The 21,988-nt window shown below is 70.5% G+C and carries 18 protein-coding genes; 7 read left to right on the top strand and 11 right to left on the bottom strand.

The annotated features are described in order from the left end of the window. Positions 1 to 99: 99 nt before the first annotated feature. From ABZX96_RS03785 to ABZX96_RS03770, 4 genes are all read right to left on the bottom strand, one after another. Positions 100 to 1,356 (bottom strand): hypothetical protein, encoded by a 1,257-nt coding sequence (locus ABZX96_RS03785; protein WP_355537266.1) that lies wholly within the window; start codon positions 1,354 to 1,356, stop codon positions 100 to 102. Continuing rightward, on the bottom strand, positions 1,353 to 2,492 hold the full coding sequence (locus ABZX96_RS03780; RefSeq protein ID WP_355537263.1) for a hypothetical protein: 1,140 nt from the start codon (positions 2,490 to 2,492) through the stop codon (positions 1,353 to 1,355). The genes ABZX96_RS03785 and ABZX96_RS03780 overlap by 4 nt, the downstream gene beginning before the upstream one ends. 86 nt (positions 2,493 to 2,578) lie before the next feature. Further along, entirely contained in the window at positions 2,579 to 3,082 is a 504-nt protein-coding gene (locus ABZX96_RS03775; protein WP_355537260.1) for a hypothetical protein, read from the bottom strand. Positions 3,083 to 3,579: 497 nt separating this feature from the next. Beyond that, positions 3,580 to 4,113, bottom strand: coding sequence for a GNAT family N-acetyltransferase (locus ABZX96_RS03770; protein WP_355537257.1), 534 nt, complete (start codon positions 4,111 to 4,113; stop codon positions 3,580 to 3,582). Between the two features lie 147 nt (positions 4,114 to 4,260). On the opposite strand from ABZX96_RS03770, the gene ABZX96_RS03765 reads away from it, so the two are divergent. From ABZX96_RS03765 to ABZX96_RS03755, 3 genes are all read left to right on the top strand, one after another. After that, on the top strand, positions 4,261 to 5,316 hold the full coding sequence (locus ABZX96_RS03765) for a protein kinase family protein (RefSeq protein WP_355537254.1): 1,056 nt from the start codon (positions 4,261 to 4,263) through the stop codon (positions 5,314 to 5,316). Positions 5,317 to 5,750: 434 nt separating this feature from the next. Next, positions 5,751 to 7,724, top strand: coding sequence for a protein-arginine deiminase family protein (locus ABZX96_RS03760; protein ID WP_355537251.1), 1,974 nt, complete (start codon positions 5,751 to 5,753; stop codon positions 7,722 to 7,724). A gap of 596 nt (positions 7,725 to 8,320) precedes the next feature. Then, positions 8,321 to 9,922 (top strand): FG-GAP-like repeat-containing protein, encoded by a 1,602-nt coding sequence (locus tag ABZX96_RS03755; RefSeq protein ID WP_355537248.1) that lies wholly within the window; start codon positions 8,321 to 8,323, stop codon positions 9,920 to 9,922. Positions 9,923 to 10,353: 431 nt separating this feature from the next. On the opposite strand, the gene ABZX96_RS03750 is transcribed toward ABZX96_RS03755, so the two are convergent. The 3 genes from ABZX96_RS03750 to ABZX96_RS03740 all read right to left on the bottom strand — a co-directional run bounded on the left by ABZX96_RS03750 (position 10,354) and on the right by ABZX96_RS03740 (position 14,866). Continuing rightward, on the bottom strand, positions 10,354 to 11,394 hold the full coding sequence (locus ABZX96_RS03750) for an NAD(P)H-binding protein (RefSeq protein WP_355537245.1): 1,041 nt from the start codon (positions 11,392 to 11,394) through the stop codon (positions 10,354 to 10,356). A gap of 227 nt (positions 11,395 to 11,621) precedes the next feature. Then, positions 11,622 to 13,070, bottom strand: a complete 1,449-nt coding sequence (locus ABZX96_RS03745; protein WP_355537242.1) for an FG-GAP-like repeat-containing protein — start codon at positions 13,068 to 13,070, stop codon at positions 11,622 to 11,624. 1,328 nt (positions 13,071 to 14,398) lie between these two features. Further along, positions 14,399 to 14,866: a GNAT family N-acetyltransferase gene (locus tag ABZX96_RS03740; RefSeq protein ID WP_355537239.1), complete on the bottom strand. Its 468-nt coding sequence runs from the start codon at positions 14,864 to 14,866 to the stop codon at positions 14,399 to 14,401. Between the two features lie 260 nt (positions 14,867 to 15,126). Here ABZX96_RS03740 and ABZX96_RS03735 point away from each other — a divergent pair, with 260 nt between their 5' ends. Then, positions 15,127 to 15,300, top strand: coding sequence for a hypothetical protein (locus tag ABZX96_RS03735; protein WP_355537237.1), 174 nt, complete (start codon positions 15,127 to 15,129; stop codon positions 15,298 to 15,300). Here the strand turns inward: ABZX96_RS03735 and ABZX96_RS03730 are convergent. Then, a complete protein-coding gene (locus ABZX96_RS03730; protein ID WP_355537404.1) occupies positions 15,297 to 15,869 on the bottom strand; it encodes a TetR/AcrR family transcriptional regulator in 573 nt (190 codons plus the stop codon). The two genes, ABZX96_RS03735 and ABZX96_RS03730, sit on opposite strands and share 4 nt — an antisense overlap. Positions 15,870 to 16,074: 205 nt before the next feature. On the opposite strand from ABZX96_RS03730, the gene ABZX96_RS03725 reads away from it, so the two are divergent. Together ABZX96_RS03725 and ABZX96_RS03720 are read left to right on the top strand one after the other, a co-directional pair. Next, complete coding sequence (locus ABZX96_RS03725) at positions 16,075 to 17,295, top strand: cytochrome P450 (RefSeq protein WP_355537234.1); 1,221 nt, start codon at positions 16,075 to 16,077, stop codon at positions 17,293 to 17,295. Positions 17,296 to 17,333: 38 nt separating this feature from the next. After that, entirely contained in the window at positions 17,334 to 17,525 is a 192-nt protein-coding gene (locus ABZX96_RS03720) for a (4Fe-4S)-binding protein (protein ID WP_355537231.1), read from the top strand. A 544-nt stretch (positions 17,526 to 18,069) separates the two neighbouring features. Here the strand turns inward: ABZX96_RS03720 and ABZX96_RS03715 are convergent. The 3 genes from ABZX96_RS03715 to ABZX96_RS03705 form a co-directional block, all read right to left on the bottom strand. After that, positions 18,070 to 19,596 carry a chitinase gene (locus ABZX96_RS03715; RefSeq protein WP_355537227.1) on the bottom strand — a complete coding sequence of 509 codons (1,527 nt, stop codon included), beginning with the start codon at positions 19,594 to 19,596 and terminating at the stop codon, positions 18,070 to 18,072. Between the two features lie 459 nt (positions 19,597 to 20,055). Next, positions 20,056 to 20,928 carry a methyltransferase domain-containing protein gene (locus tag ABZX96_RS03710; RefSeq protein WP_355537224.1) on the bottom strand — a complete coding sequence of 291 codons (873 nt, stop codon included), beginning with the start codon at positions 20,926 to 20,928 and terminating at the stop codon, positions 20,056 to 20,058. Between the two features lie 41 nt (positions 20,929 to 20,969). After that, on the bottom strand, positions 20,970 to 21,110 hold the full coding sequence (locus ABZX96_RS03705) for a hypothetical protein (RefSeq protein ID WP_355537221.1): 141 nt from the start codon (positions 21,108 to 21,110) through the stop codon (positions 20,970 to 20,972). A gap of 159 nt (positions 21,111 to 21,269) precedes the next feature. Between ABZX96_RS03705 and ABZX96_RS03700 the strand changes: the two genes are divergently transcribed. Beyond that, the gene (locus ABZX96_RS03700) at positions 21,270 to 21,986 is read left to right on the top strand and encodes a 5-formyltetrahydrofolate cyclo-ligase (RefSeq protein ID WP_355537218.1); all 717 of its coding nucleotides are present in this window, start codon (positions 21,270 to 21,272) and stop codon (positions 21,984 to 21,986) included. Positions 21,987 to 21,988 lie beyond the last annotated feature (2 nt).

The raw sequence follows: 21,988 nt of genomic DNA, 5'->3' as shown, positions 1-21,988 counted from the left end.
GCGGAGGCGGGCGCTCCCCTGCCCTTTTCCGGACAATCGCGCCGATCGGCTCGCTCCGAACGAAAGCCGACCCACGAGGCATACGGACCCTTCGCCCTCTCACGGCGACGGATAGGCGACCGCCCAGCGCCGGTACGTGGAAAGCCGCCGTCCCTCCTCGGAATTCGACTCGATGTTGTTGTAGGGCGGGCAGAAACCGCTGATCACCAAGGTCTTGTGGTCCGCGGAGAAGGACGTGGTGAACTGCGCGGGGATCTTGGGCTTCGCCGACGACGGGCAGATGGCGGGGAAGGGCAGGGTGACGGCGGTGAGCGTCCGCCGGGTGGCGGGCTCCCAGAAGATGAGCCGGGTGTCCTGTAGGACCGCCACGACGCGGCCGTCGTCGGCCACCGGGCGGATGGGGCTGCGCCGGTTGCCGATGGTCTTGTCGGCGATGATGTCGCCGAGCACCGGGCGGGGCTCGCCGGGAGCGGCCGAGGCGCTCGGCAGCGGACTCGTCGCGTGGTAGTCCAGCAGCCGGGCGTGGCGGAACGTCCCGTAGAGGATGCGGTCGTGACCGATCGCGGCGAAGCCCGTGCCGGGGAAGACGACCTGCCGCCGCATGCGCAGCGTGGCGGCGTCCCAGACGTGCGCGCAGGTGCCGGACGCCGCGACGAACTCGGTGCCGACGAAGGCCATGTCGTGCGCGCTGGAACACTCGTAGCTCAGATCCAGCCACCGCGGGGGACGGCTGCCGCGCAGGTCGTACACGCCGATTCCGTCCGTTTGCGCCGCGACGCGGCTGCCGGAGGGGTCGACGGCGAGCCGGTCCGGCATGACGATGCCCTGCGCCAGCGACGAGATGGTCCGGGTGCGGCGGCGGATGACGGGGGAGGTCGGGTGGGCCGTGTCCACGACGGCGAGTTCGTCGCGGGCGCCCGCGACCGCGAGCCACCGGCCGGTGGGGTCGAAGGCGAGGTTCACCACGCGTCCGTCCACGCCGGTGATCCGTCGCGGGCGGTCGCGCGGGGCGTCGTGCGTGCGGTCGTACTGGTCGTCGTGCGTCCGGTCGTTCAGCCCGTCATTCGGGCCGTCATTCGGGCCGTCGTGCGCCGGTGTGACGAAGACGCTGCCGGCCTCGGTCCCGTAGACCACGCCGCCGTTGCCCGCCGCCACCGAGGTGACGCGTTCGCCGGCCACGTCCCGCGGCAGCGCGTGCGGACGGGGAGGCGCGCTCTGCCGCGGCGGCGCGGCGGAGTCTCCCTGTCCGAGCCGCAGGACGACGACGCAGAGCAGGGCGCCCACCGCCACGGCCGCGGCCAGGACGGCGCCGACGGTGCGTTTGCCCAGCGTGCGCCGGGGCGCCCGCGCGGTCATGACGCACCGCCCGGCCGGCCCGCGGGGGTGCCGCCGCCATCGGCGGACTTCTGCCAGTCCCCCGCGTGGGGATCCAGCTCCCAGGTGGTGAGACCGGCGGGGCGGGACACGGTGGTGAACGGCTTCCCGTCACCGTCCGCGACGACCGTGCGCCGGTGACCGTCTTCGACGAGATCGACGGCGAGCTTCCACTGGACGGCGCCCCGGGTGACGCTGGCCGTGATCAGGAAGGTCTCCAGGTCCCCGGCGGCCACCGTGAAGTCGGGGCGGAGGGCCTTGCCGTTCTTGTCGTAGACGGCGTGCGGCTGCGGCTTGTCGAGATCGATGTCCACGGAGTACACCTTCGCCATCCCCTGGGCGCGGCAGGCGGCCTCGACGACGGGGGGAACGGGCTTACGGGAGACCACCTCGGCCCGCATGCCGGTGATCAGCACCGTGTGCGCGCCACTGTTCGTCACCGTCATCTGCATCCTCGTCCGGTCCTCGTCCACGCCTCCCCGCGCCCGCGCCCAGGCCCACAAACCGGCGCACCCGTCCTTCGGCGCGCTGCCGTCGAATCGCCGGGCGGGAATCAGCTGGACGCGGTCCCCGTCGGCGTCCAGGCGCATGGGGTCGGTCTCCACGGACAGGGCGACCTGCGTCGATTCGGGCCACAGGTGCAACGCCCCGGTGAGCATCGCCGTGGTGGCGGCTGCCGCCAGTGTGGTGACGATGGTGGAGGCGGCGAGCCCCGGAACCGTTCGCAGCCATCGTGCGAGGCGTCCACCGGTCGTGGTCGGTGGGGGGTCGGCGTCGTCGGGTGGGGCGTCGTTGTCGTCGGGTGGGGCCGCCTCGCCGTCGTTTCCCGCTCTGTGCCGTGGTGCGGGGGACGGGTGGCCGGCCGCAGGCCCGGGCCCGTCCGAGTGGGCGGTCGTGCCGTCGTCCGGGCGAGGGCTCGCGCCGTTCTGCGGACGAGGGCTCGGGCCGTCGTCCGCGCGGGGGCTCGCGCCGTTCTGCGGACGAGGACTCGGGCCGTTCTCCGGACGGGGGCTCGTCGCGCCTCGCGCGCGTGCCGTGTCGCCGACAGGGAGCTCCGGTTCGGTGCCCGGCCGGTCGGCATCACCCTGTCCTGCCGCGGCCGGCAAACCTGTGGCCACTTCACCACCCCCGAGCCTCATCACGAACTGTCCTCACGTAATGCTGCCCGAGCCCCGTCCACGGTCACCCCTCATACGAGAAGAGGTCAGCGGACGGTACCGATGGTGCGAAGACCGAGCGCCTTGCGGACATCCCTGGTCGAGCGCGACCGGGAACGGACGACGAGATCCTCGAAGAAGACCATGTAGCCCATCCCCCGGAGCTCCGCCTCTTTGCGGACGTAGGGCTCCATGATGTGCCAGATCTCGTCGAGCGAACCGAAGAAGCCGATGACCACTTCCTCCGGTACCACGCCATGAGCGATGAGCAGGCCGAAGTTGTCGAAGAGGAACCCGACTTTGCGCAGGGCCACGCGGGCTTCGGGCGGTTGCTGTGACACGCCCCGTTCGGGCGAGCACTCGGCGGCCAGCCGCTCGTAGATGAAATCGCGGGCATCGAACCACTCGCGGCTGCGGGCCTCCCTGAACGCTTCCAGGACCACGGGCAGCAGGCTCTGACGTGACATCAGCCGCACCTGCCGAACGGACAGCACCACCGCCACGACAGCCGCCAACGCGCTGGCCACACTCAAGACACCGGTGATGCTCATCGCGCCCTCCCCACCGACGATGCGCCCCGGCCCTTGTCCGCCGTCAGGGTGACGCCGGCCGACCGGGACCGGTCGAACGACGCCACTTCGACTACAGGACCCCCCGGAAGTCGCGCGCTCGCTGCCACATCCGCTCGATGCCACATCTGCTCATTACCGACCCGCTACGGGGGTCGTCAGGCACCAGCTCTCGGCACCCGGCATCGCATCGACAGATCCGTCATGCGCCTTCAGGCCCTTGCCGAGGCACTCTGATGAGCAATGTACGCGTCCCCGCCCATGACCAGGAGCGGGCGACAGCACCGCCCCTCCGCACGTGGGCACGGTCCCCCAGGAGAGACGGCGCTGGGACATGGACGAGATGGAGACACGGACGAGATGGGGACATGGACGAGGTGGGGACACGGACGAGGTGGGGACATGGATGAGGTGGGGACATGGACGAGGTGGGGACACCGACGAGCGAGTGGCCGAAGACCACCCCGCCCTCCTCGTCATCAGCCGACCCGTCGGGCCAGCACCTGCCCCGGCCACGTCCCGGACAGGAAACGATCGGTGGGAGTGAAACCGTTGCGCTCGTAGAACGCGACGAGTTCGCCCCCGCCGCCCGCCCAGCAGTCCACCCGCAGCAGTTCCACGCCGGCCCGCCGGGTCTCTTCCGCGGCGTGGGCCAGCAGCGCCGCCCCGATGCCCTGGCCGGCGTGCCGCCGGTCGGAGACCAGGAGCCGGACGTACCGCTCGGGTTCCCCGGCGGGCGCGATCGGCATCTGGGGGCTGGGACCGGAGTCCAGGACCAGGGCTCCGACGGGCGCCCCGTGCCACTCCGCGATGTAGGGGGTGTTCTCGGTCATGTACCGCTCGATCCGCGCCACCCCACCGGGCTTCCGCGAGTACGGCGTCGTGCCCCACTGTTCGGTGTTGCCGCGACTGTTCATCCAGGTCACCGCGGAGTCCAGCAGGTCCAGCACGGCCGGCGCGTCGTCCAGGCTGCCGGGTCTGATGCGTATGGCAGGGGTGGTGGTGTTGTTCATGGCGGGAGCTTAGGCAGAGTCGGTGGGATGTGGGGCAGGGGTGGCTACTGGCCCCGTTCCGGTGTCTGCTGAAGCCCATGAATACGAGGCGGGGCATGGTTGGAGGCGTAAGTGAAGGGTCCTGATATGTCCCGCGATGCTCGTCATATGTCCCGTGATGCTCGTCTGGCCGCCCATGGCGCCGTTTCCACATCGCTGGCGTTGCGCAGTGACCGCGGTCTGGGCGAGTTCGTGGACGCCGGCACACCGCTGAGGTCCGGCATCGGAGGGAAGACGGTCCTGCTGGAGGTCGAAGGAACCCGGGTCTTCGTCAAGCAGGTACGGCTGACCGATCTGGAGCGACGGCCGGAGCATGTTCACTCCACCGCGAATCTGTTCGGACTCCCGGCCTTCTGCCACTACGGCATCGGCGCCATCGGCAGCCCAGGGTTCGGGGCCTGGCGGGAACTGGCCGCGCACACCATGACGACGAACTGGGTGGTCGCGGGAGAATACGAGGGCTTTCCCCTGATGTACCACTGGCGGGTAATACAGGACTCCGGCCGGCCGCTGCCCGAGGAACTGGCCGATGTGGACCGAGCCGTCGCCTACTGGGGAGGCGGATCAGCGATACGTCGGCGGATCGAAGCTCTCCGCCAGTCCACGGCAAGCCTCGTGCTGTTCCTGGAATACATCCCGCAGAACCTGCACGACTGGCTGAGCGTCCAGATCGAGGCCGGCGACGAGGCAGCCGAGCGGGCCTGCGACATGGTCGACGACGAGCTGAGAGCCGGCATCTCGTTCATGAACGACCGCGGACTTCTGCACTTCGACGCCCACTTCGAGAACATCCTCACCGACGGCCGGCAACTCTTCTTCACCGACTACGGCCTCGCGATCTCCTCCCGCTTCGACCTCACACAGGACGAGGCCGACTTCTTCGACCAGCACCACGCCTACGACCGCTGCTACGCCCTCACGCACCTCGTGAACTGGCTGGCCGTCGCTCTCTACGGACACGAACCGGAAGAACGCAAGGCGTTCGTGCAGGCGTGCGCCCAAGGACTGCCACCGGAGGAGGTTCCGGCATCAGTCGCGGCGCTCCTGGCCCGCCACGCGCCGGTTGCCGCGGTGATGGGGAACTTCTATCGCGCATTTCAGCAGGAGAGTCGGACCGCTCCCCACCCACTGGCAACGATCTGCCATGCAGGGCGAAGTATGTGATCGGCGTCTGTCGGCCATAGGCGGGTGGTGAACCGCCTGCCGGGTGGCTTCCGTAACCAGCCGCGGTCGACGAGTCCGACCAGCTCCCCGCGCAGCGGTTCCAGCCGGGCCCGCACGTCGGCGTCCACTCGTCCCCAATGTCCCCGACCCCGACAGCCCGGATCCCGACAGCCCCGCCCCCGGTACTCCCCTGGGCGGAGGCGGCATCGACCGGGGCTGCATCGAAAGGTTCACCGCCGTTCGCCCCGGCGCACGACGCGCCGAAGTGGCCGCCGCGGGACGGTGGTGACCGTAAACAAACGGATCACCTCCCGCCGCGATGCACGCACCGACGGGCGTCAGCGGGCGCCAACAGGCGGCCAGGTCACAACAGGCGGCAACGCGGCAACGCGGCAATCAAGACAAGCAGGACAAGGGAGAGAAGGGAGATGCCCATGCGGAACGTCAGGGACAGCGGGGATATCGGAAACAACAGGGACGGTGGGAATAACAGGGATGGTGGGAACAACAGGGGCAGTGGGGACAACAGGTACAGCCGGAAGCAGACGCAGGCCCAAAGCCAACATCAGCCCCATACCCAGCATCAACCCCATATCCAGCATCAACCCCATAGCCATCCGCACCCGCACCGATCCCGTCCGCGGGTCCCCCGGAGTGCTCTCGTCGCCCCGCTCTGCGCCGCCGTCATCGCCGCCGTTCTCGTCCCCGCTCCCGTCGCGGGCGCCTCCGCGCCGCCGCGCCCGGAGCTGCTGGCGCCGCAGGGAACGGTCTTCCTGCCCAATCTGGACGACGACGCCCGGCGCTGCCGGCTGCGCCCCGGCGATCTGGACCGGCTGGACGTGGCCGTGGACGAGCGGCTGGCCGCGTGCAACGACGCGGCGGACGAGGTCGTCAACGGGCCGGAGGACGTCAAGGACCTCACTCCGCTGCGGGTCGCCCCGATGCGGGTGGGAGAAAGTGCCTCGGGACGCATCGTCGTACCCGGGGCGCAGCGGCTGTACGTCCGCGTCTTCGTCGAACGCGACGGGCGTCTGGTGGCGCTCGGTGACGACGACCGGCTGACCGCCCGGGAGCTGCGGCGCGGGGTACGGCTCGCCGTCGAGGGCCGCCACATCGTACGGGACCCGCGGCGCTGGGACGGCCGGGTGACGTTCTCGCTGGTCGTGGCCGACGGAGCCCGTCGCGGTGAGGCCCGCCTGGCCATGCGGGTGGCGCCGGTTCTCCTTCAGAACGACCTCCAGCGCGCCCGGCACGTCTTCGCCGCCGCGCCCGGCCCCGGCAAGGGGCAGCCGGTCGAAGTCCGGGTGGCGGACCGGAAACCCGGCCAGTGGCGGAAGTTCGCCGACTCCCTGCGCGCGGCGACGCGGGCCGCCGGCCTCAAGGACGGCGAGTTGCGCTTCCAGCCCGGTACCTCGCAGTGGTGGCGGGACGTCTGGCGTCAGGACATCGTCGAGCCCGCGTACGTCACCCGGCCCACGCCCACCGGCCCGCACACCATGCGCATCCTGCTGCGCTCCCCCAACCACTGGCGGTCCGCGGACGGCAAGGCGGAGAGCCTGCGCCGCGCGGGCCGGCTGCTGTACCGGGACCTGCGCGGGCCGGGCGTGGGCGTCGTCCAGCAGTACACGCCGCACCGCGACCACACCGTGGACGACCTGCTCAACTACACCGGCAACGTCGAATCGCTGCCCCCGTACCCCGGCTTCCCGAAGGGCCGGATCGTCTACGGCAGCAGCGCGCAGCGCCGCCCCGACCCGTCCTTCGTCCGCATGCTGCACGCGCAGGGCCAGCAGCCGCCGGTGGTGCTGGACACGTCCTGGCTGGTGGTCGGGCACGCGGACGAGACCGTGCACGTCGTGCGGGCGGACAACGCCCGCGGCTGGACCCTGGCCGTCTCCGATCCCCGGCTGGCCGTCGGCCTGCTCCGGCAGGCGCGGAAGGCGGGGCAGGGTGGCCAGCGGCTGTTCGCGGGCACGGCGTCGGAGTTCAAGCCGACCATCGACGAGTTCCTGGCCCTGGACGCCCGGACCGGCGACAGCGAGGACGCCGCCCGGCACATCGACCGCCAGCTCAAGGTGTTGCTGCGGGCGACGGGGTTGGGGGCCGACGAGATCGTCCGGCTGCCGACGCTGTACCTCCGGGTCGATCAGGGCGGCGGCCTGCCCCGTCGGCACCTCGCCTTCTCGCCCGCGATCGTCAACGGCCTGTCGCTGACCGCCCGGGACTTCGCCGCGCCCGATCCGCACGGCCCGCGCGTGCGTGGCCGGGACCTGTTCCGGGCGGAGACGGAACGGCGGCTGACCGCCAACGGCGTCCGGACCCACTGGGTGGAGAACTTCTCCTGGGCCCACCTCGGCGGCGGCGAGGTGCACTGCGCGACCAACGCGCTGCGTGAATTGCCCAGGTGACGGGGGTCTTTGTCGGGCGCGGGGCCTGCCGGATGGTCGCGGAACCTGCCGGACGATCATGGGTCCCCGAACGGCCGGGGTGCGTCTCGGTCCCGGGTGGCGGGCCGCCTTGGGCGGTCGTCCGTCGGCGTGGCCGCTTCGTTTCGTTGGCCAGGACGCGCCGACGGGCCACCACCCGCCCGGCTACCCGGCTACCCGGCTACCCGACGAACGCCCCACCGCCGCCGTCGCCCAACCCGACCGACGACCAGCCCGTCGCCAAATCCGCCGCCATCAGCCCTGGCCATAGAATTCCGCACCGGCGCACGGTGCGCTCCGTGCCGGGAAGGTCGGCCCGTGCCCTGGAGTATGGTCCGGTGCCGCGCCCGGCGGTCAATGATGATCGCGAAGGGGCTATGAACAGACGTCACTCACACATACCCGGTCTTGTCCGGGCTCTGGTCGCGGGCACGAGCACTGTCGCCGTGTCCGTTGCCTTCGTTCCCTTGGCCGTGGCGGCTCCTGCCACCGTGGCGACTCCTGCCACCGCTGCCGCTCCAGCCCCTACGTCGGTCCCTGTGGCCGCCACCGGTCCTGTGCAGCCCGAGATTCGGGTGGTGTCGTGGAACATCTGCGGTGAAGCGGGCGGCAATCGGGGCGAGGCGGGCTACTGCCCGTACCGCAACGAGCCGGAGCAGAAGGTCGAACAGATCAGGCGACTGGTCGACGAGCGGCAGGCCAACGTGGTCATGTTGCAAGAGGTGTGCGGCGTCACGCCGGGCAGCCACCTGGAGCTGCTGCGCGCGAAGTTGGGACCCGGCTGGGACGTCCGGCACGCCTCCGGCGCGCGTCCGGACGGCCGTACCGACTGCCGCGGAAGCCTCACGGGCGAGCTGGGCGTCGCCCTGGCCATCAAGGGAACCATCACCGCCGGCTCCTCGGCCAACATGCTGCCCGCGGACCCGGCGGGCCAGGACAAGCAGACGCTGCCCATCCTCTGTGCGTCCGTCCAGGGCTGGACGACCAGGGTGTGCACCACACACATCGCGGTCGGCGACTCCGAGCGCGCCGCCCAGCAGATCAAGAACGTGAAGGCGTACCTCGGCACGGCCGCGAACACCGGCTTCGTCCTCGGCGGGGACTTCAACCGCAACGCGGACGCGGCCCACATGAAGCCCCTGACCGATTCCTTCGACCGATGCATAGACGGCGTCACCTACCACGGGTGGGACCACGAGGCGCAACGGCACTCCTTCCACAAACTGGATCATTTCTTCACCGACCGGGACCGGGCCTCGGGCGGCAGCCGGTTCGCGGACTGCGGCATCGACACGTCCCGGATGGACCAGTCGGAGAACGAACCCACGAGCGGCCCGCCCACCGGTTACTCCGACCACGCCCCGATCTTCGCCCGACTGCGTGGGGCCCCCGTTCCCGGCGACATGAGCGGCGACGGCAAACCGGACCTGGTGGCCGTGGACGACGCGGGCAAGCTGCGGCTCTACCAGGGGCTCGGCGACGGCGGGGTCACCGGCGGCCACCGCGTCATCGGCACGGGCGGCTGGTCCGGCGCGTCCATCACCCACCGCGGCGACTTCACCGGCGACGGCCGCGAGGACCTGCTCGCGCGCATCGGCAGCGACGTGTGGCTCTACCCCAACACCGGCGAGGGCTCGCTCGGTGACCGGGTCCGGATCGGCCGGGGCTGGCCCACCGACGCTCAGATCCTCGCGGCGGGCGATGTCACCGGTGACGGCTACCCCGATCTCGTGGCGGGTTACGAGGACAAGCTGTGGCTGTACGCGGGTGACCCGGAAGCCCGGCCGCAGCTCAGGCCCAGGGTCCAGATCGGCGACGCGGGCTGGGCGGCGATGACCCTGTCGGCGGCCGGCGACGCCGACGGCGACGGGCGGCCCGATCTGTTCGCCCGGGACACCCGTGACGGCAAGGTGTGGCTCTACCGCGGCCGTCCCGACCACACCTTCGGTGACCGCACCCTGTACGGAGCGCGCGGCTGGGACACGCACAACCGGCCGTTGGTCACCGGCGCGGCGGACGCGAACGGCGACGGCGTCGCGGACCTGTGGGCCACGACGGCCGAGGGCAGCGGCACGCTGCTGTACTACAAGGGTGGCACCAACGCCGCCGGTCACCCGGTGGACGGCGACGCCACGGTCATCGGCCCGACGGGCTGGAAGCGGATCCAGGCCATCAGCTGACCGGGAGGTGGGCGCGGCCTCGCGGGCGCCGGGTCTCGTCGTCACAGTGGCGTGGTCCACCCGGGGGGGCGGGCCCGGCGGCGAGAGGCCGCGCCATTACTGAACGCGCCCCGCCGCCGTCTTCCGACCTCACCGGCATGCGCGGGTCCTCGCCCCGAGCCGGGCCACCCCCTGGCCGCAGGCATCCCCGACCGGCCCGGTGCTCGGGAGCGAGCAGTGGCGATGTTCAGGTGCGACCGGCCCGGTGTTCAGGAGCGAGCAGTGGCGGTGCTCAGGCGCGACCGGCCCGGTGCCCAGGAACGAGCAGTGACGGTCTTCAGGCACGACCGGTTCCGGCATTCAGGAACGAGCAGTGACGGTCTTCAGGCGCGACCGGTTCCGGCATTCAGGAACGAGCAGTGACGGTGCTCAGGCACGACCGGTTCCGGCATTCAGGAGCGAGCGGAACCGGCGAGGTAGGCGTCCTCGGCGGCGTAGTCGAGGAACGGGGCGAAGGACGGGTCGTCGGCGGCCGGAAGGATCCCGGCGGGATCGCCGGTGCGGGCCGCGCGGAGGAGCCAGTCCAGTTCGGCGGCGACGGTCCGCGCGTATGAGCCGGCCGGCCGGTAGCCGAGGTCGTGCGCGGCGGACATGTCCAGCACGACCGGGTGCGGGGCGTCCCAGGGAGTCCGCCCCAACCACTCGGGGGCCGTCGCGTCGAGCAGCACCTCGCGCCAGGAGTGCCCCAGGTGCCCGGCGACGGTGCGGGAGATCTCCAACGCGCTGGGGGCGTCGGGGTCGGCGCAGTTGAGGATGCGGGTGCCGGGCCGTTCGGCCACGGTCGCGATGAGCGCGGCCAGGTTCGCGGCGGCGGTGGTGTGCACGACGCCGCGACCACCGTCGGCGAGCAGCACAGTGGCGCGCCGGTCCAGGATCCTTTTGACGAGCACCCACTCGCGCGGGTTGGCGGCGCCCGGGCCATGGACGAGTCCGGGACGGATCACGGTGACGGGCAGGCCGCTGTCCAGCGCGGTCCGCTCGGCCGCGGCCTTGTTGGCGCCGTAGCCCTCGGGCGAGCGGTGGTCCATGTCGCCGGGAGTCATGGTGGGCTGCGTCTCGCGGACGGGGCCGTCGAAGCGGGGCGGGATGGCGGAGTTGGCGTGGTTGCCGTGGGCGTCTACGTACACGGCCCTGCTGGAGATCAGCACGGTGGAGGTGGCGTGTTCGGCGAGCCGGAGCAGGAGGCGGGCATCGGCGGCGGTGTAGCACAGGCAGTCGACGATCAGGTCGGCACCGCTTCTCACCGCGCCCTTGAGCTGGGCAGGGTCGGACCGGTCGGCCACGAGAAACCGGGCTCCGGCGGCGCGCAGGCCATCGGGCATGCGGCGCGGGTCCCGTCCGGTGACATCCACCCGCCACCCATCGGCCAGCAGCCGCCCGGCAGCGGCTCGCCCGATCGGACCGGTGCCGCCCAGGATCAGTGCACGAGGCATGTTGGGATCCTAGAGGGGGCCTTGCCGCCTCGAACACGGCCGAACTGTGTAGACACGGGGGCGTTGCCGGCCAGTCGGCTGCCGGACTGCCGAACTGCCGGCCACCGGGCCGCCGAGCTGCCAGACACCGGTATTGCTCCGGCAGCGCACGGCAAACCGGGCAACGGACGCGGGGCGCCCTCGACAAGGACGCCCCGCGGAAAGGAGAGGGATCAGGATTCAGTACGTCACCAGCCGCCGGTACCGATTTCGGTGCGGCTGTCCAGACCCGTGCCGTTGCCCTTGTAGAGATAGAGCTTCCCGGTCTCCCTCGGGTCGGAGGCGACCGCCGCCAGGTCACCGATCCCGTCACCGGTGAAGTCCGCACCGGCGTAATCGGAAATACCGTTCCAGCCACCGGTACCGATCAGCACCCGGTCGCCGAGAGCCGCCAGGCCGTTCTTCTGCGTTCCCGGGTAGAGGAACAGCTCACCGGTTTCGGTCTTGGAGGCGATCAGGTCCGGCTTGCCGTCCTTGTTGAAGTCACCGGGAGAGACGAGCTTGTTCATCCCGTTCCAGCCACCGGTACCGATCAGCACGCGGTCGCCGAGAGCGCCCAGGCCGTTCTTCTGCGTCCCCGGGTAGAGGAACAGCTCACCGGTTTCCGTCTTGACGGCACCCAGGTCGGTCTTGCCGTCGCCGTCGAAGTCACCGGCGAAAAGACCCTTCATGCCGTTCCAACCACCGGACCCGATCTCGACACGGTCATCCAGAGCACCGAGGCCGGCCTTGTGCGTCCCGGGGTAAAGGTAAAGCTTGCCGTCCTCCTTCTTACTGGCAACAAGGTCGTCCTTACCATCACCGTTGAAGTCACCAACCGTGAGGTTCTTCATGCCGTTCCACCCGCCGGAACCGATCTCGACGCGGTCGCCGAGCATGTCCAGGCCGCTCTTACCGGTGTTGGGGTAGAGGAACAGCTTGCCGGTGGAAACCTGGACGGCGACCAGGTCCTTCCGCCCGTCACCGTTGAAGTCACCCGCCGTCAACTCCGTCATCCCCGGATCGACGGGGGCGTCGTCCACGACGGACTTGTTGCGGACCGGGAGGAAGGTTCCGTAACCGCTGAAGTAGGGATAGGGAATCTCACGGTGGTGCACACCGCTGGTGCTGAACTCGTACCCCACGTAAGCCGTCTTGTCGGAATTGGCCCACTTCTCGAAAAGCACGACGTGGCCCGAGGCGAGCGCGGCGCTGTTGAGCAGCGCGTCACCCGGCTTCAGTTCGCTCTTGCTGATGCGCTCGGTGACCCCACGGGACCCGAAGGTGTCCGTGGTGAGCGATGCGTCGAGATTCCAGGCCATGGACACATAGCCCGAACAGTCGGTGCGGTAGCCCTGGTAGCTGCCGTTCCAGTCGTAGCGGATGCCCTTGCCGACCCAGCCCTGGGCACGGCGGATGGTCTCACTCCGGCTGATCTTGGGGGCGAGTGCGGAGGCGGTCAGCGAGGGTCTGTCCGGGTGCACCGGGGTGACTGCGCCCTGGCCGGAGCTTCCGTAGTCACCCGGGACGGGCGAGGCCGTGGTGCCCGTGGGGGCGGCGGTGGCGATCGCCGTGGATGCCGTTATCCCGCCTCCCGTAACCGCGCAGACCACGGCGATGGATATGACGGACTTGCGGAGTGCGGCCTTTTTGAACACGAAGTCTCCCTGAGTGAATTCGGGCACGGCGAATGTGCCCAGGTGCTCTGCGACTTGACGTGAGAAGGAATCGGCCGGGGACCGGCCGATGTGGGAATCAATCGAGGAATGGGATCGACGGAGAGGTGACGGCCATCGGTCGGACGATGGGAGGAAACCGTCCTCAGCGCGTTCCGAAATCGGACGGAAAGGACCGTGCGAACTATCGGGAAGGACCCGCCGGCAGCAGGACGAGAAGCACCTTCGGGAAAGACGTACGGGGCATTTCGTTGCTGTCGGATACCTACGTCGGAAGCGGTGAGTCGGTCGTCGTCACGGCCATAGCCTCAGCGATCGGCCGGGGTTGATCATCCTGCTCAAGAAGGATGCCGTGTAGTTCTTGGTGACTATCGCGGCTCCTCCTTGAGATGGATGCGCGCTGCACGGCATACACCAGTCGTGGTAGGTGACGCCACGTAAGGCACACAAGCGGAACCGGATTCTCAACCTCCGTTCCTACTTCGGCAACACGCGCGTGAGCGTCCCGTCACCCAGTGATGAAGTGGCCGCCTCGCCTTTCCCTGGTCGGGCGGCTTTCTCTCGCGTGGCGGGGAAGCGGAATGTGTGTCCTTCGCGATGCGGTGGCTCGGCGTCCGCCGGGGATTCCTGGTCGGCGGCACGGAAAGGCGTGCGCTGCGCCATAGGGCGATTTCGCGCCACGTCCCGGAGCGGCGCGCCGCCGATTTAGCTTGCGGGTTAAACCATTGCGGGTGACGCGCGCACGGCTATACCGTCCACGCGTGATCCACCTGATCGGCACTCGCCACGCGTGGGCGACTCCAGCTCCCCGCCGTCGTGAATGCCGTTGCAGCGGGACGGCGTTCCCAGTCGTCGGCCCGGTCGTGCCAATCGTCGGCCCGGTCGTCGGTCCGGTGGTCGGCCCGGTGGTCGGTCCGGTGGTCGGTCCGGTGGTCGGCCCAGCCGTCGGCCCGGTGGTCGGCCGGGCGGAGGGGCTGGGCGTGCGTATACGGCCGGCGCCTGACCTCCAGGCAGCCGTCCGTGAGCAGGTGTCACCGGGTGAGCGGGCCACCGTGGCGTATCCGGACGGGGGCCGGTCGCGGGAAGGGCAGGCGCCCGGGATCGTCCGACCAGCCACGCGCCGCGCTCTTCCGGGGCCGCGGCCGAGGGGGCACCGCCGTGCTCCGCCGCAGCGGACGGCGGAGCCGGGCGCACTCGGCCAGGGCGGCGGCGGAGCTGGGCGCGCCCGGCCAGCGTGCCGACGGCCTGGCCCGATCGGTCCAGGCGCGATCGGTCCAGGCGCGGCCGGTCCGGGCGCGATCAGCCCCGGCCTACAGTTCGAGCTCCCCGACCCTCTGGTCCCCGCTCATCTCCCCCGTCAGCCGGAATCCGAGCCCCAGGTAGAAGCTCTCGGGCCCGTCCTCGCCGGGGTGCCAGCTGGCGGTCAGGCGGGTGCCGCCGCGGCGGCGTATCTCGGCGGCCACGGACTCGACCGCGAACCGGCCGTAGCCGCGGCCTTGCTCGCCCGCCGCGATGTTGAGCCGCCACAGGCCCGAGCGGATGTCGTTGTTCGTGCCGTCACCGGCGAAGTCGATGTCGAAGAAGGCCATGAGGAAGCCGACGGGCCGGTCCCCGTCGACGATGAGGCGCGGCCAGGCTGTGCCGGGATATACGTACGCCTCCGCAAGCGACTTCACCACCGGCGCGACCAGGTGTTCCTGGTCGGGGCGTACCTTCAGGCCGATGGCCGCGTCGAAGTTGTCGGGCGTGATCTCTTCCAGGTGGAGCGCAGTGGTCATGTCTGCACCGTAAGCCAGTGGATCAAGCGGTTTTCCGCGCCGGGCGGACGACCGATGCTCGCGCATCGCCCATAGACGGCCGATGCTCGCGCGTCGCCCATAGGCCCGGGAGAACGCTGATGTCGCCCATAGGCCCCGGGGGCCGCCCGGGGGCCGGTGTCCACCCCGTCTCACTGACGCCGAGGCAGCGTGGAGCTGACCTGCGGTGCCCCGATTCCCCGAAACACCGAGCGCTCCTCCGTCCCCCATGAGACAACCGGATGGAACCAACGAGCCACGATGCCTCGGACCTATACGACCTATACGACCTATACAAGGACGACCGCTTCCCCGAGCCGGGCGCGGCAGCCCTCACACAGCTCCCGACGACGACCAGGACGGCGCTCCCCACCCCCGACGGCAACCAGGCCCGGTCTCCCCACCCCCGGCACTAAGAATCCCGATCCACGTCCATACTCCGTACCGATTTCGGAGCCGGGGCCAGGACCAGGGGCAGGTAGACATTGTCAACGATGTCGATGATGGTCTCGTCGTCGATGGGGGTGCCGAACAGCAGGAACTCGTTGCGCATCAGATCGGTGGCGACGGTGGCCCGCCGCGAGCCGACCACCCAGGGCTCCACCTCACCCCGTTCGACGGCCCGTTGCAGGATGCTCCGGATGCCGACCGGTCCGGCTGTGTGAATCCGTTCGCGTATCAGCCGGGCGAAGTCGGGGTCGCGGGTCGTCTCGGTGAGCAGGCCGCGCATGATGCTCCCGATCGGCGAGGCCATCTTCGACGACATCAGCCGCAGCAGGTCGATCACGTCGCCGCGCAGCGTCCCGGTGTCGGGCATGTCCAGGTCGGAGAAGCCGCGGATCTTGCAGGCGTCCAGGACCAGTTCGGCGCGGCCGGTCCAGCGGCGGTAGAGGGCGGCCTTGCTCGTACGGGCCCTGGCGGCAACGCGTTCCATGGTCAGCGCGGCGTAACCGACCTCCGTCAGTTCCTCCAGCGCCGCGGTCAGGATCGCGTTCTCCAGTTCCTCGCCGCGGCGCCGGGGTCCTTTGCGGTGGTCGGCGGCCGGTGGGGCGGTCCGTTCGGCGTGCGGTGACAGCGTGGCTCCTCGAAGGGTGACGAGAGGACGTTGCGTTCTCTAAGTAGGCAGTCTAGCCTCGCAGTTAGAGAACTCACCGTTCCTTAAGTGAGCGTCAGAGACTTCGAGGGGACCGATGACCGAGACCTTCACCACCCTTCCGACCACAGACGCCCCCACCTTCCCCAGCGACCGCACCTGCCCGTACGCGCTGCCCGAGACGTACGCCCACCTCCGCGACGCGCAGGACGCGCTGCGCCGGGTGACCCTCTACGACGGACGCACCGCCTGGGTCGCGACCACGTACGCGACCGCCCGCAAGCTCCTCGCCGACCCGCGACTGTCCTCGGACCGTACGCACCCCCACTTCCCGCTCACCTCCCCGCGGTTGGAGAACCTGCGCGACCGCCGCCCCGCCTTCATCAGCATGGATCCGCCCGAGCACGGGCACCGGCGCAGGATGACGATCAGCGAGTTCACCGTCAAGCGCATCAAGGGCATGCGGCCGGACATCGAACGGATCGTGCACGGCTTCCTCGACGACATGCTCGCCGCGGGACCGCCCGCCGACCTGGTCAGCGACTTCGCGCTGCCGGTGCCCTCCATGGTCATCTGCCAACTGCTCGGCGTTCCGTACGCCGACCACGACTTCTTCCAGGACGCCAGCAGGCGCCTGGTGCAGTCGACGAGCGCTGCCGAGGCGACCACGGCACGCGACGACCTGGAGCACTACATGGACGGCCTGATCACCACCCTGGAGTCCGAGCCCGGGCCCGGACTCCTGGGTGCGCTGGTCGCCCGGCAGCTCGCGGACGGCGCGATCGACCGCGAGGAGCTGATCTCCAACGCGCTGCTGCTGCTCGTCGCCGGTCACGAGACCACCGCCTCCATGACCTCCCTCGGCGTCATCACCCTGCTCGAACACCCCGAGCAGTACGCCGCCCTGCGCGACGACCCGGCCCTGATCCCCGGCGCGGTCGAGGAACTGCTGCGCTACCTGGCCATCGCCGACATCGCGGGCGCCCGCTTGGCCACCGCCGACATAGAGATCGACGGGCAACTCATCCGGGCCGGCGAAGGCGTGATCATCGTCCACTCCATCGCCAACCGCGACGCCGCCGTCTTCGACGACCCGGACACCTTCGACATCCACCGCCCGGCCCGCCACCACCTCTCCTTCGGCTACGGCGTCCACCAGTGCCTCGGCCAGAACCTCGCCCGCCTCGAACTCGAAATCATCCTCACCGCGCTGCTCGAACGCGTCCCCACACTGCGGCTGGCCACACCGGTCGAGAACCTGACCCTGCGGCCGGGCAGCACGATCCAAGGCGTCAACGAACTGCCCGTCACGTGGTGATGGCCGAGTCACCTATTGGCAGAGCGAAGGGAGCGACCATGCGGGTGACCGCCGATCACGGAGTCTGCGTCGGCGCCGGGATGTGCGCCCTGACCGCGCCCGGCGTCTTCGACCAGGACGACGACGGGATCGTCACCGTCCTCACCTCCGACATAGAGGAGAGCCACCGGGACGCGGTGCGCGAGGCGGGCATCCTGTGCCCGTCCGGGGCCATCAGGGTTGTGGAGTAGGGGGTACGGAACGCGTTCACGGCCGAGGCTGAAGCTCCGGCCGTGGACGCAGTGCGACTGGCTGCGTTCGCAGGGCATCCTGTGCTGAACGGGGGTGCTGGGGGCTGGAGCCGGGTCGTCGGGGACCGGAGCCGACTCGTTGAGGGCTGGAACCGATTCGTCGAGGGCTCGACCCGGGACGCCGGGGGCCGGACGCGCTGATCGGCCGTCAAGGCGGGCCGGAGGAGGCCGGGCTCCCTCATTTCGTGCGGCCGGGACGGGTCGGGCTCGCCGAGGCGCCCGCCCGTCCGCGCCACCGGTACGTACCCGGGCGCCGCGGTCGCCCAGGGGAAGGCCCCATGCGCGACGAGCCCGGCTCCGCCGACGGAGCCGGGCCTCGCATGTCGCCGGTCGGTGTCCGCGCTCGCCGCCGGTCGGCGGCCCGGCGACCGCGCCATCACCTCCCGGACTTCGATCGCCCGAAAGGCGACTGGGAGGCGACCGAAAGGCCACCGGAAGGTGATGGGACTACACCGATCCCCGATCCCCGACCCCCGATATCCGCTCAGCAGCTCCCGAGGTCCTGCCAGACCCCCCACTGGCCGGTGGTGCCGGGCTCCTCGCCCCGCGTCCACCACTTGGCCTTCCAGGTGTGGCCCTTGTGCGAGACCTGCTGGCCGGCGGTGTAGACGGTGGTGGCGGTCCAGGGGGCGGCCGTGCACTGGTCGCCGCTCCCGCCGGTGATGGTCAGGTCGTAGGTCGCGGTGTGGCTGCCGGAAGGTCCGGTGCCGGTGACGGTGATGTGGTGGGTGCCGGACGCCGCCGTGGCGGTCGTGGTGAGGGTCAGGGTGGACGAGCCGCCCGCCGTGACGGAGTCCGGGCTGAGCGAGGCGGTGACGCCCGCGGGTACGCCGCTGACGGTCAGGTCCACCTTCTGCGTCTCGCCCGCGGTCACCGCGGTCTTCACCGTGGTGGTGGCCGTTCCGCCGGCGGTCACGGAACCGGCGGCCGGGGCCGCCGTCACCGAGAAGTCGTTCTGCGGGTTCGTGGGACCGCCGCCGGTGAAGGGGGCGAAGATGCGGGTGAAGTCCCAGGTCTGCTGCTCGATGCCGGAGCAGTTGTCCCTGGCCGGGCCGCCGGGGCAGCCGCCGTTGTCGCGTTGGAGCGCCCAGAACGACAGGGTGTTGATCTTCTTGGCGGTGGCCCAGTTGTAGACCTGGCGAGCGTTGGCCAGGGTGAACGTCTCGGCCGGTCCGAAGTCGTCGACGCCCGGCATCTCGGTGACGCCGATCATGCCCCAGAGCTGGGCGTCGGTCTTGTCCGGGTAGAGGCGCGCGAGCTGGTCGCGCAGGCCCTGGGCGGCGGTCTCGGTGTCGTCCGCCATGTTGTGGGTGGCGTTGTCGTAGTAGTCGAACGTCATCAGGTTGACCACGTCGACCCGGGTGCCGTTGCTCACCGCGTTCCGCAGCAGCGCGATCGCGTTCGCGGCGGGGCCGCGCGTGGTCGTCGGCAGGGTGTAGGAGATCTCCAGCTTCCGGCCGTTGGCCGCGGCCCAGTCCTGGACGAGCTTGATGGCCTTGTTGCGCCGGTCGATGCCCGCGGTGTTGTTCAGCGCGTCGACCTCGATGTCCATGTCGAGCCGGCTGACGTCGTAGGTCGTGATGACCTTCTCGTACGCGGCGGCGACCTGCTTGACGTCGGTGCAGCTGTCGGCGATCTCGGTCCCGGTGGTGTCCGCGGTGTACCCGCCGAACGAGGGGATGACGTCACCGCCCTTGGCCCGGATGGTCTCGATGTCCTTGCCGAAGGTGGCCGGGGAGATCGGCATGCTGGTACTGCCGTTCCACAACGGGGTGCAGGAGCCCTTCGTCGCCGTCTGGATGAACGCCATCGTCAGGTGCTTGGCACCCGACTCGGCCGACATCGCGGCAGGGCTCTGACCGGTCCACGACTCGAAGTAGGGGGCGAAGACGTGGGCCGGCAGCGGTGTTTCGGCCGACGCGGTGCCGGCGCCGGTCACGGTGAGGCCGAGCGTGGCGACCGCGGTGACGGCGGCGGTGAGGACCGCGCGCAGGGAGGAGATCCGTCTCATGTCTGTCCTGTCCAACCGATGAGGGAGTGACCACGGATTCCCGTGCGTGGGTGCGTGGATGCGCGGCACGGGACCAGGGAGAAATTCCTCCTACGGGCAGGGTCATGTCAATGGTTTGGACCAAAATAGGACTAGACCAATTGATGGGGGTGGATACTCGGTGCGGGAGGGCGGATTCGTCCGGAGTGGATTGGCGCAGGGGGACGAAAACCGGGGGCTGTGTTCGTAAAGCCGCAGGTCGGCGAGGGTGAGCCCCGCGCGTGCGGGGGTGGTCCACCCGCTCATGTCGCCCGAGCTGCGTGAACTGAGTGAGCCCCGCGCGTGCGGGGGTGGTCCGAACATGCCCAGGCTGAGCCGGTCCTGCGGGGCGTGAGCCCCGCGCGTGCGGGGGTGGTCCGAGAGGGCGAAGGCGGATGCCGGACCGAACGAGGTGAGCCCCCCGTGCGGGGCTGGTCCCGGCTACGGGCCCGGCAGGACGCGTACCCGCTGACCCGCGGCATCGACCGCGATCTCGTGCTGGGGGTACAGCGGCCAGCCGGACTCCCGGAACGTCGGCTGCTCCCGCTGCCCCCGCGCCACCATGAAGAACACGCCTTTGACGAGGCGCCCGGCCGCGCCCCCGCGCCCGTCCCCCACCATCCGGCACAGCGCCGCGTGCCCATACGGCGTGTCCAGTGGTGTCAACAGCACGCCGCCCGCGCGGAGTTGCTCCGGCCACGCCGGGGGAACGCGGCGGACGGCGACGGTGGAGAGGATCCGGTCGTACGGCGCCCCTTCGGCGTGTCCGAGTTCCCCGTCCCCCACCACGAGCCGTGGCCGGATCCCCAGGGCATGCAGGTTCGCCGCGGCGCGGCCCGCGATCTCCTCGTCGATCTCGACGCTCACGACGTTGCCGGCGCCGACCCGGGCCGCGAGCAGAGCGGTGCTGTACCCGGTGCCGGTCCCGATCTCCAGCACCCGATCCCCCGGCCGCGGGTCCAGGTGGTGCAGCATGTCCACCGTCACCGCCGCGCACGACAGGGAGGAGGTGAACGGCGCCGTTGTCGGGCCGTCCTCCGGGCGCACCGCGCCGTCGGCCACCTGTGTGATCAGGGCCGTCAGCGGGCGGTAGACCGCCTTCAGCCACCGCTCGGGGCGCCGCGTACGGTCCAGCACCGGGTGACTGCCGTCCTTGCCCGCGGTGCCCGACCACACCAGGTCCGGGACGAACGCCTCCCGGGGCAGCGCGAGGAACGCCGCGCGCAGCCAGGACCGGCCTTGGAAGTACCCGCCACCCGGCAGCGCGTCGATCTCCTCGGCACACCGACGGCGCAACTCGGCCGCGTCCACCACACCGCCGCCCCTCCGGCCTCGTCAGTCCTCGTCAGCTCTCGTCAGTCCTCATCGTCCGGACCGTCGTCGGACTCGTCCACGTCCTCGCTGCCGTCGCTTGGCGGCATCGGGTTGCCCGGATCGCCCGGACTTGAATGCGGGCCGCCCACCTGCCCGTCCTGGTCCCCGCGATGCACCGCCATGCCGGCCCCCTCTACGTCCGTCGCGGACGCGCTCGGGCCAGTGTGCGCGCCGCCGCGCGCTGATCGCCATCACGCCCGCCGGTGGGCGAGGATGGGCCCGGGAATCAACGACCGGCTCCTCGCCCGGATGGGGGCAATCCGAGTATGGGTGGGACGCATATGAGCGACATCGACCAGGCCAAGCAGGCGTTGCGCAACCAGGTGTGGCGTCGCCTCATCGACGGCGGCGGGGCCGCCGCGGATTCCTACGGGAAGATTCCCGGCTTCCACGGTACGGAGGGGACCGCTGAAAAGCTGGCCGCGCTCGACGCGTGGCAACGGGCGACGACCATCAAGGCAAACCCCGACCGGGCGCAACTTCCCGTGCGGGCACGGGCGCTGGAGGACGGGAAGCTCCTCTACATGGCGGTGCCGAGGATGGCCGGCCTCCAGCCCTTCTTCCTGCTCGACCCCGAGATGCTGACCCTCCCCGCCGACGAGGCCGCCGGGAAGAAGGGCGCGGCCCGGGTTGCCCGCCGGGTCGGTGTGGAGGCGATGCGTCCCATTGACGTCGTGGTGTGCGGCAGCGTGGCCGTGAACCGTGGCGGTGCCCGTCTCGGCAAGGGCGCCGGGTACTCGGACCTCGAAGTGGCGCTTCTGATCGAAGCCGGTCTGGTCACCGAGAAGACGGTGATCGTCGCGCCCGTTCATCGGCTTCAGGTCGTCGAGGAGGACATCCCCGAGACGGAACACGATTTCTCCGTGGACTACATCGTCACGCCGGACGAGGTGATCCCCTGCCCCGACCGCCGACGGCCGCGCGGCCTGGTCTGGGAGGACCTCACTGCCGAGAAGATCGCGGCTATTCCGGTGCTGGCGCGGCGTCGCCCGGCGTAGCT

Origin of the sequence: Streptomyces sp. NPDC003077, assembly GCF_040611095.1 — a bacterium.
Taxonomy (GTDB): domain Bacteria; phylum Actinomycetota; class Actinomycetes; order Streptomycetales; family Streptomycetaceae; genus Streptomyces.
This window is presented reverse-complemented; position numbering and strand designations above follow the sequence as displayed.

Coding starts and splice junctions, on each gene's coding strand:
- ABZX96_RS03740 (WP_355537239.1), bottom strand. CDS start 14,866: ATGACCACTGCGCTCCACCTGGAAGAGATCACGCCCGACAACTTCGAC.
- ABZX96_RS03715 (WP_355537227.1), bottom strand. CDS start 19,596: ATGAGACGGATCTCCTCCCTGCGCGCGGTCCTCACCGCCGCCGTCACC.
- ABZX96_RS03785 (WP_355537266.1), bottom strand. CDS start 1,356: ATGACCGCGCGGGCGCCCCGGCGCACGCTGGGCAAACGCACCGTCGGC.
- ABZX96_RS03750 (WP_355537245.1), bottom strand. CDS start 11,394: ATGCCTCGTGCACTGATCCTGGGCGGCACCGGTCCGATCGGGCGAGCC.
- ABZX96_RS03775 (WP_355537260.1), bottom strand. CDS start 3,082: ATGAGCATCACCGGTGTCTTGAGTGTGGCCAGCGCGTTGGCGGCTGTC.
- ABZX96_RS03720 (WP_355537231.1), top strand. CDS start 17,334: ATGCGGGTGACCGCCGATCACGGAGTCTGCGTCGGCGCCGGGATGTGC.
- ABZX96_RS03735 (WP_355537237.1), top strand. CDS start 15,127: ATGGAACCAACGAGCCACGATGCCTCGGACCTATACGACCTATACGAC.
- ABZX96_RS03765 (WP_355537254.1), top strand. CDS start 4,261: ATGTCCCGTGATGCTCGTCTGGCCGCCCATGGCGCCGTTTCCACATCG.
- ABZX96_RS03760 (WP_355537251.1), top strand. CDS start 5,751: ATGCGGAACGTCAGGGACAGCGGGGATATCGGAAACAACAGGGACGGT.
- ABZX96_RS03700 (WP_355537218.1), top strand. CDS start 21,270: ATGAGCGACATCGACCAGGCCAAGCAGGCGTTGCGCAACCAGGTGTGG.
- ABZX96_RS03705 (WP_355537221.1), bottom strand. CDS start 21,110: ATGGCGGTGCATCGCGGGGACCAGGACGGGCAGGTGGGCGGCCCGCAT.
- ABZX96_RS03770 (WP_355537257.1), bottom strand. CDS start 4,113: ATGAACAACACCACCACCCCTGCCATACGCATCAGACCCGGCAGCCTG.
- ABZX96_RS03725 (WP_355537234.1), top strand. CDS start 16,075: ATGACCGAGACCTTCACCACCCTTCCGACCACAGACGCCCCCACCTTC.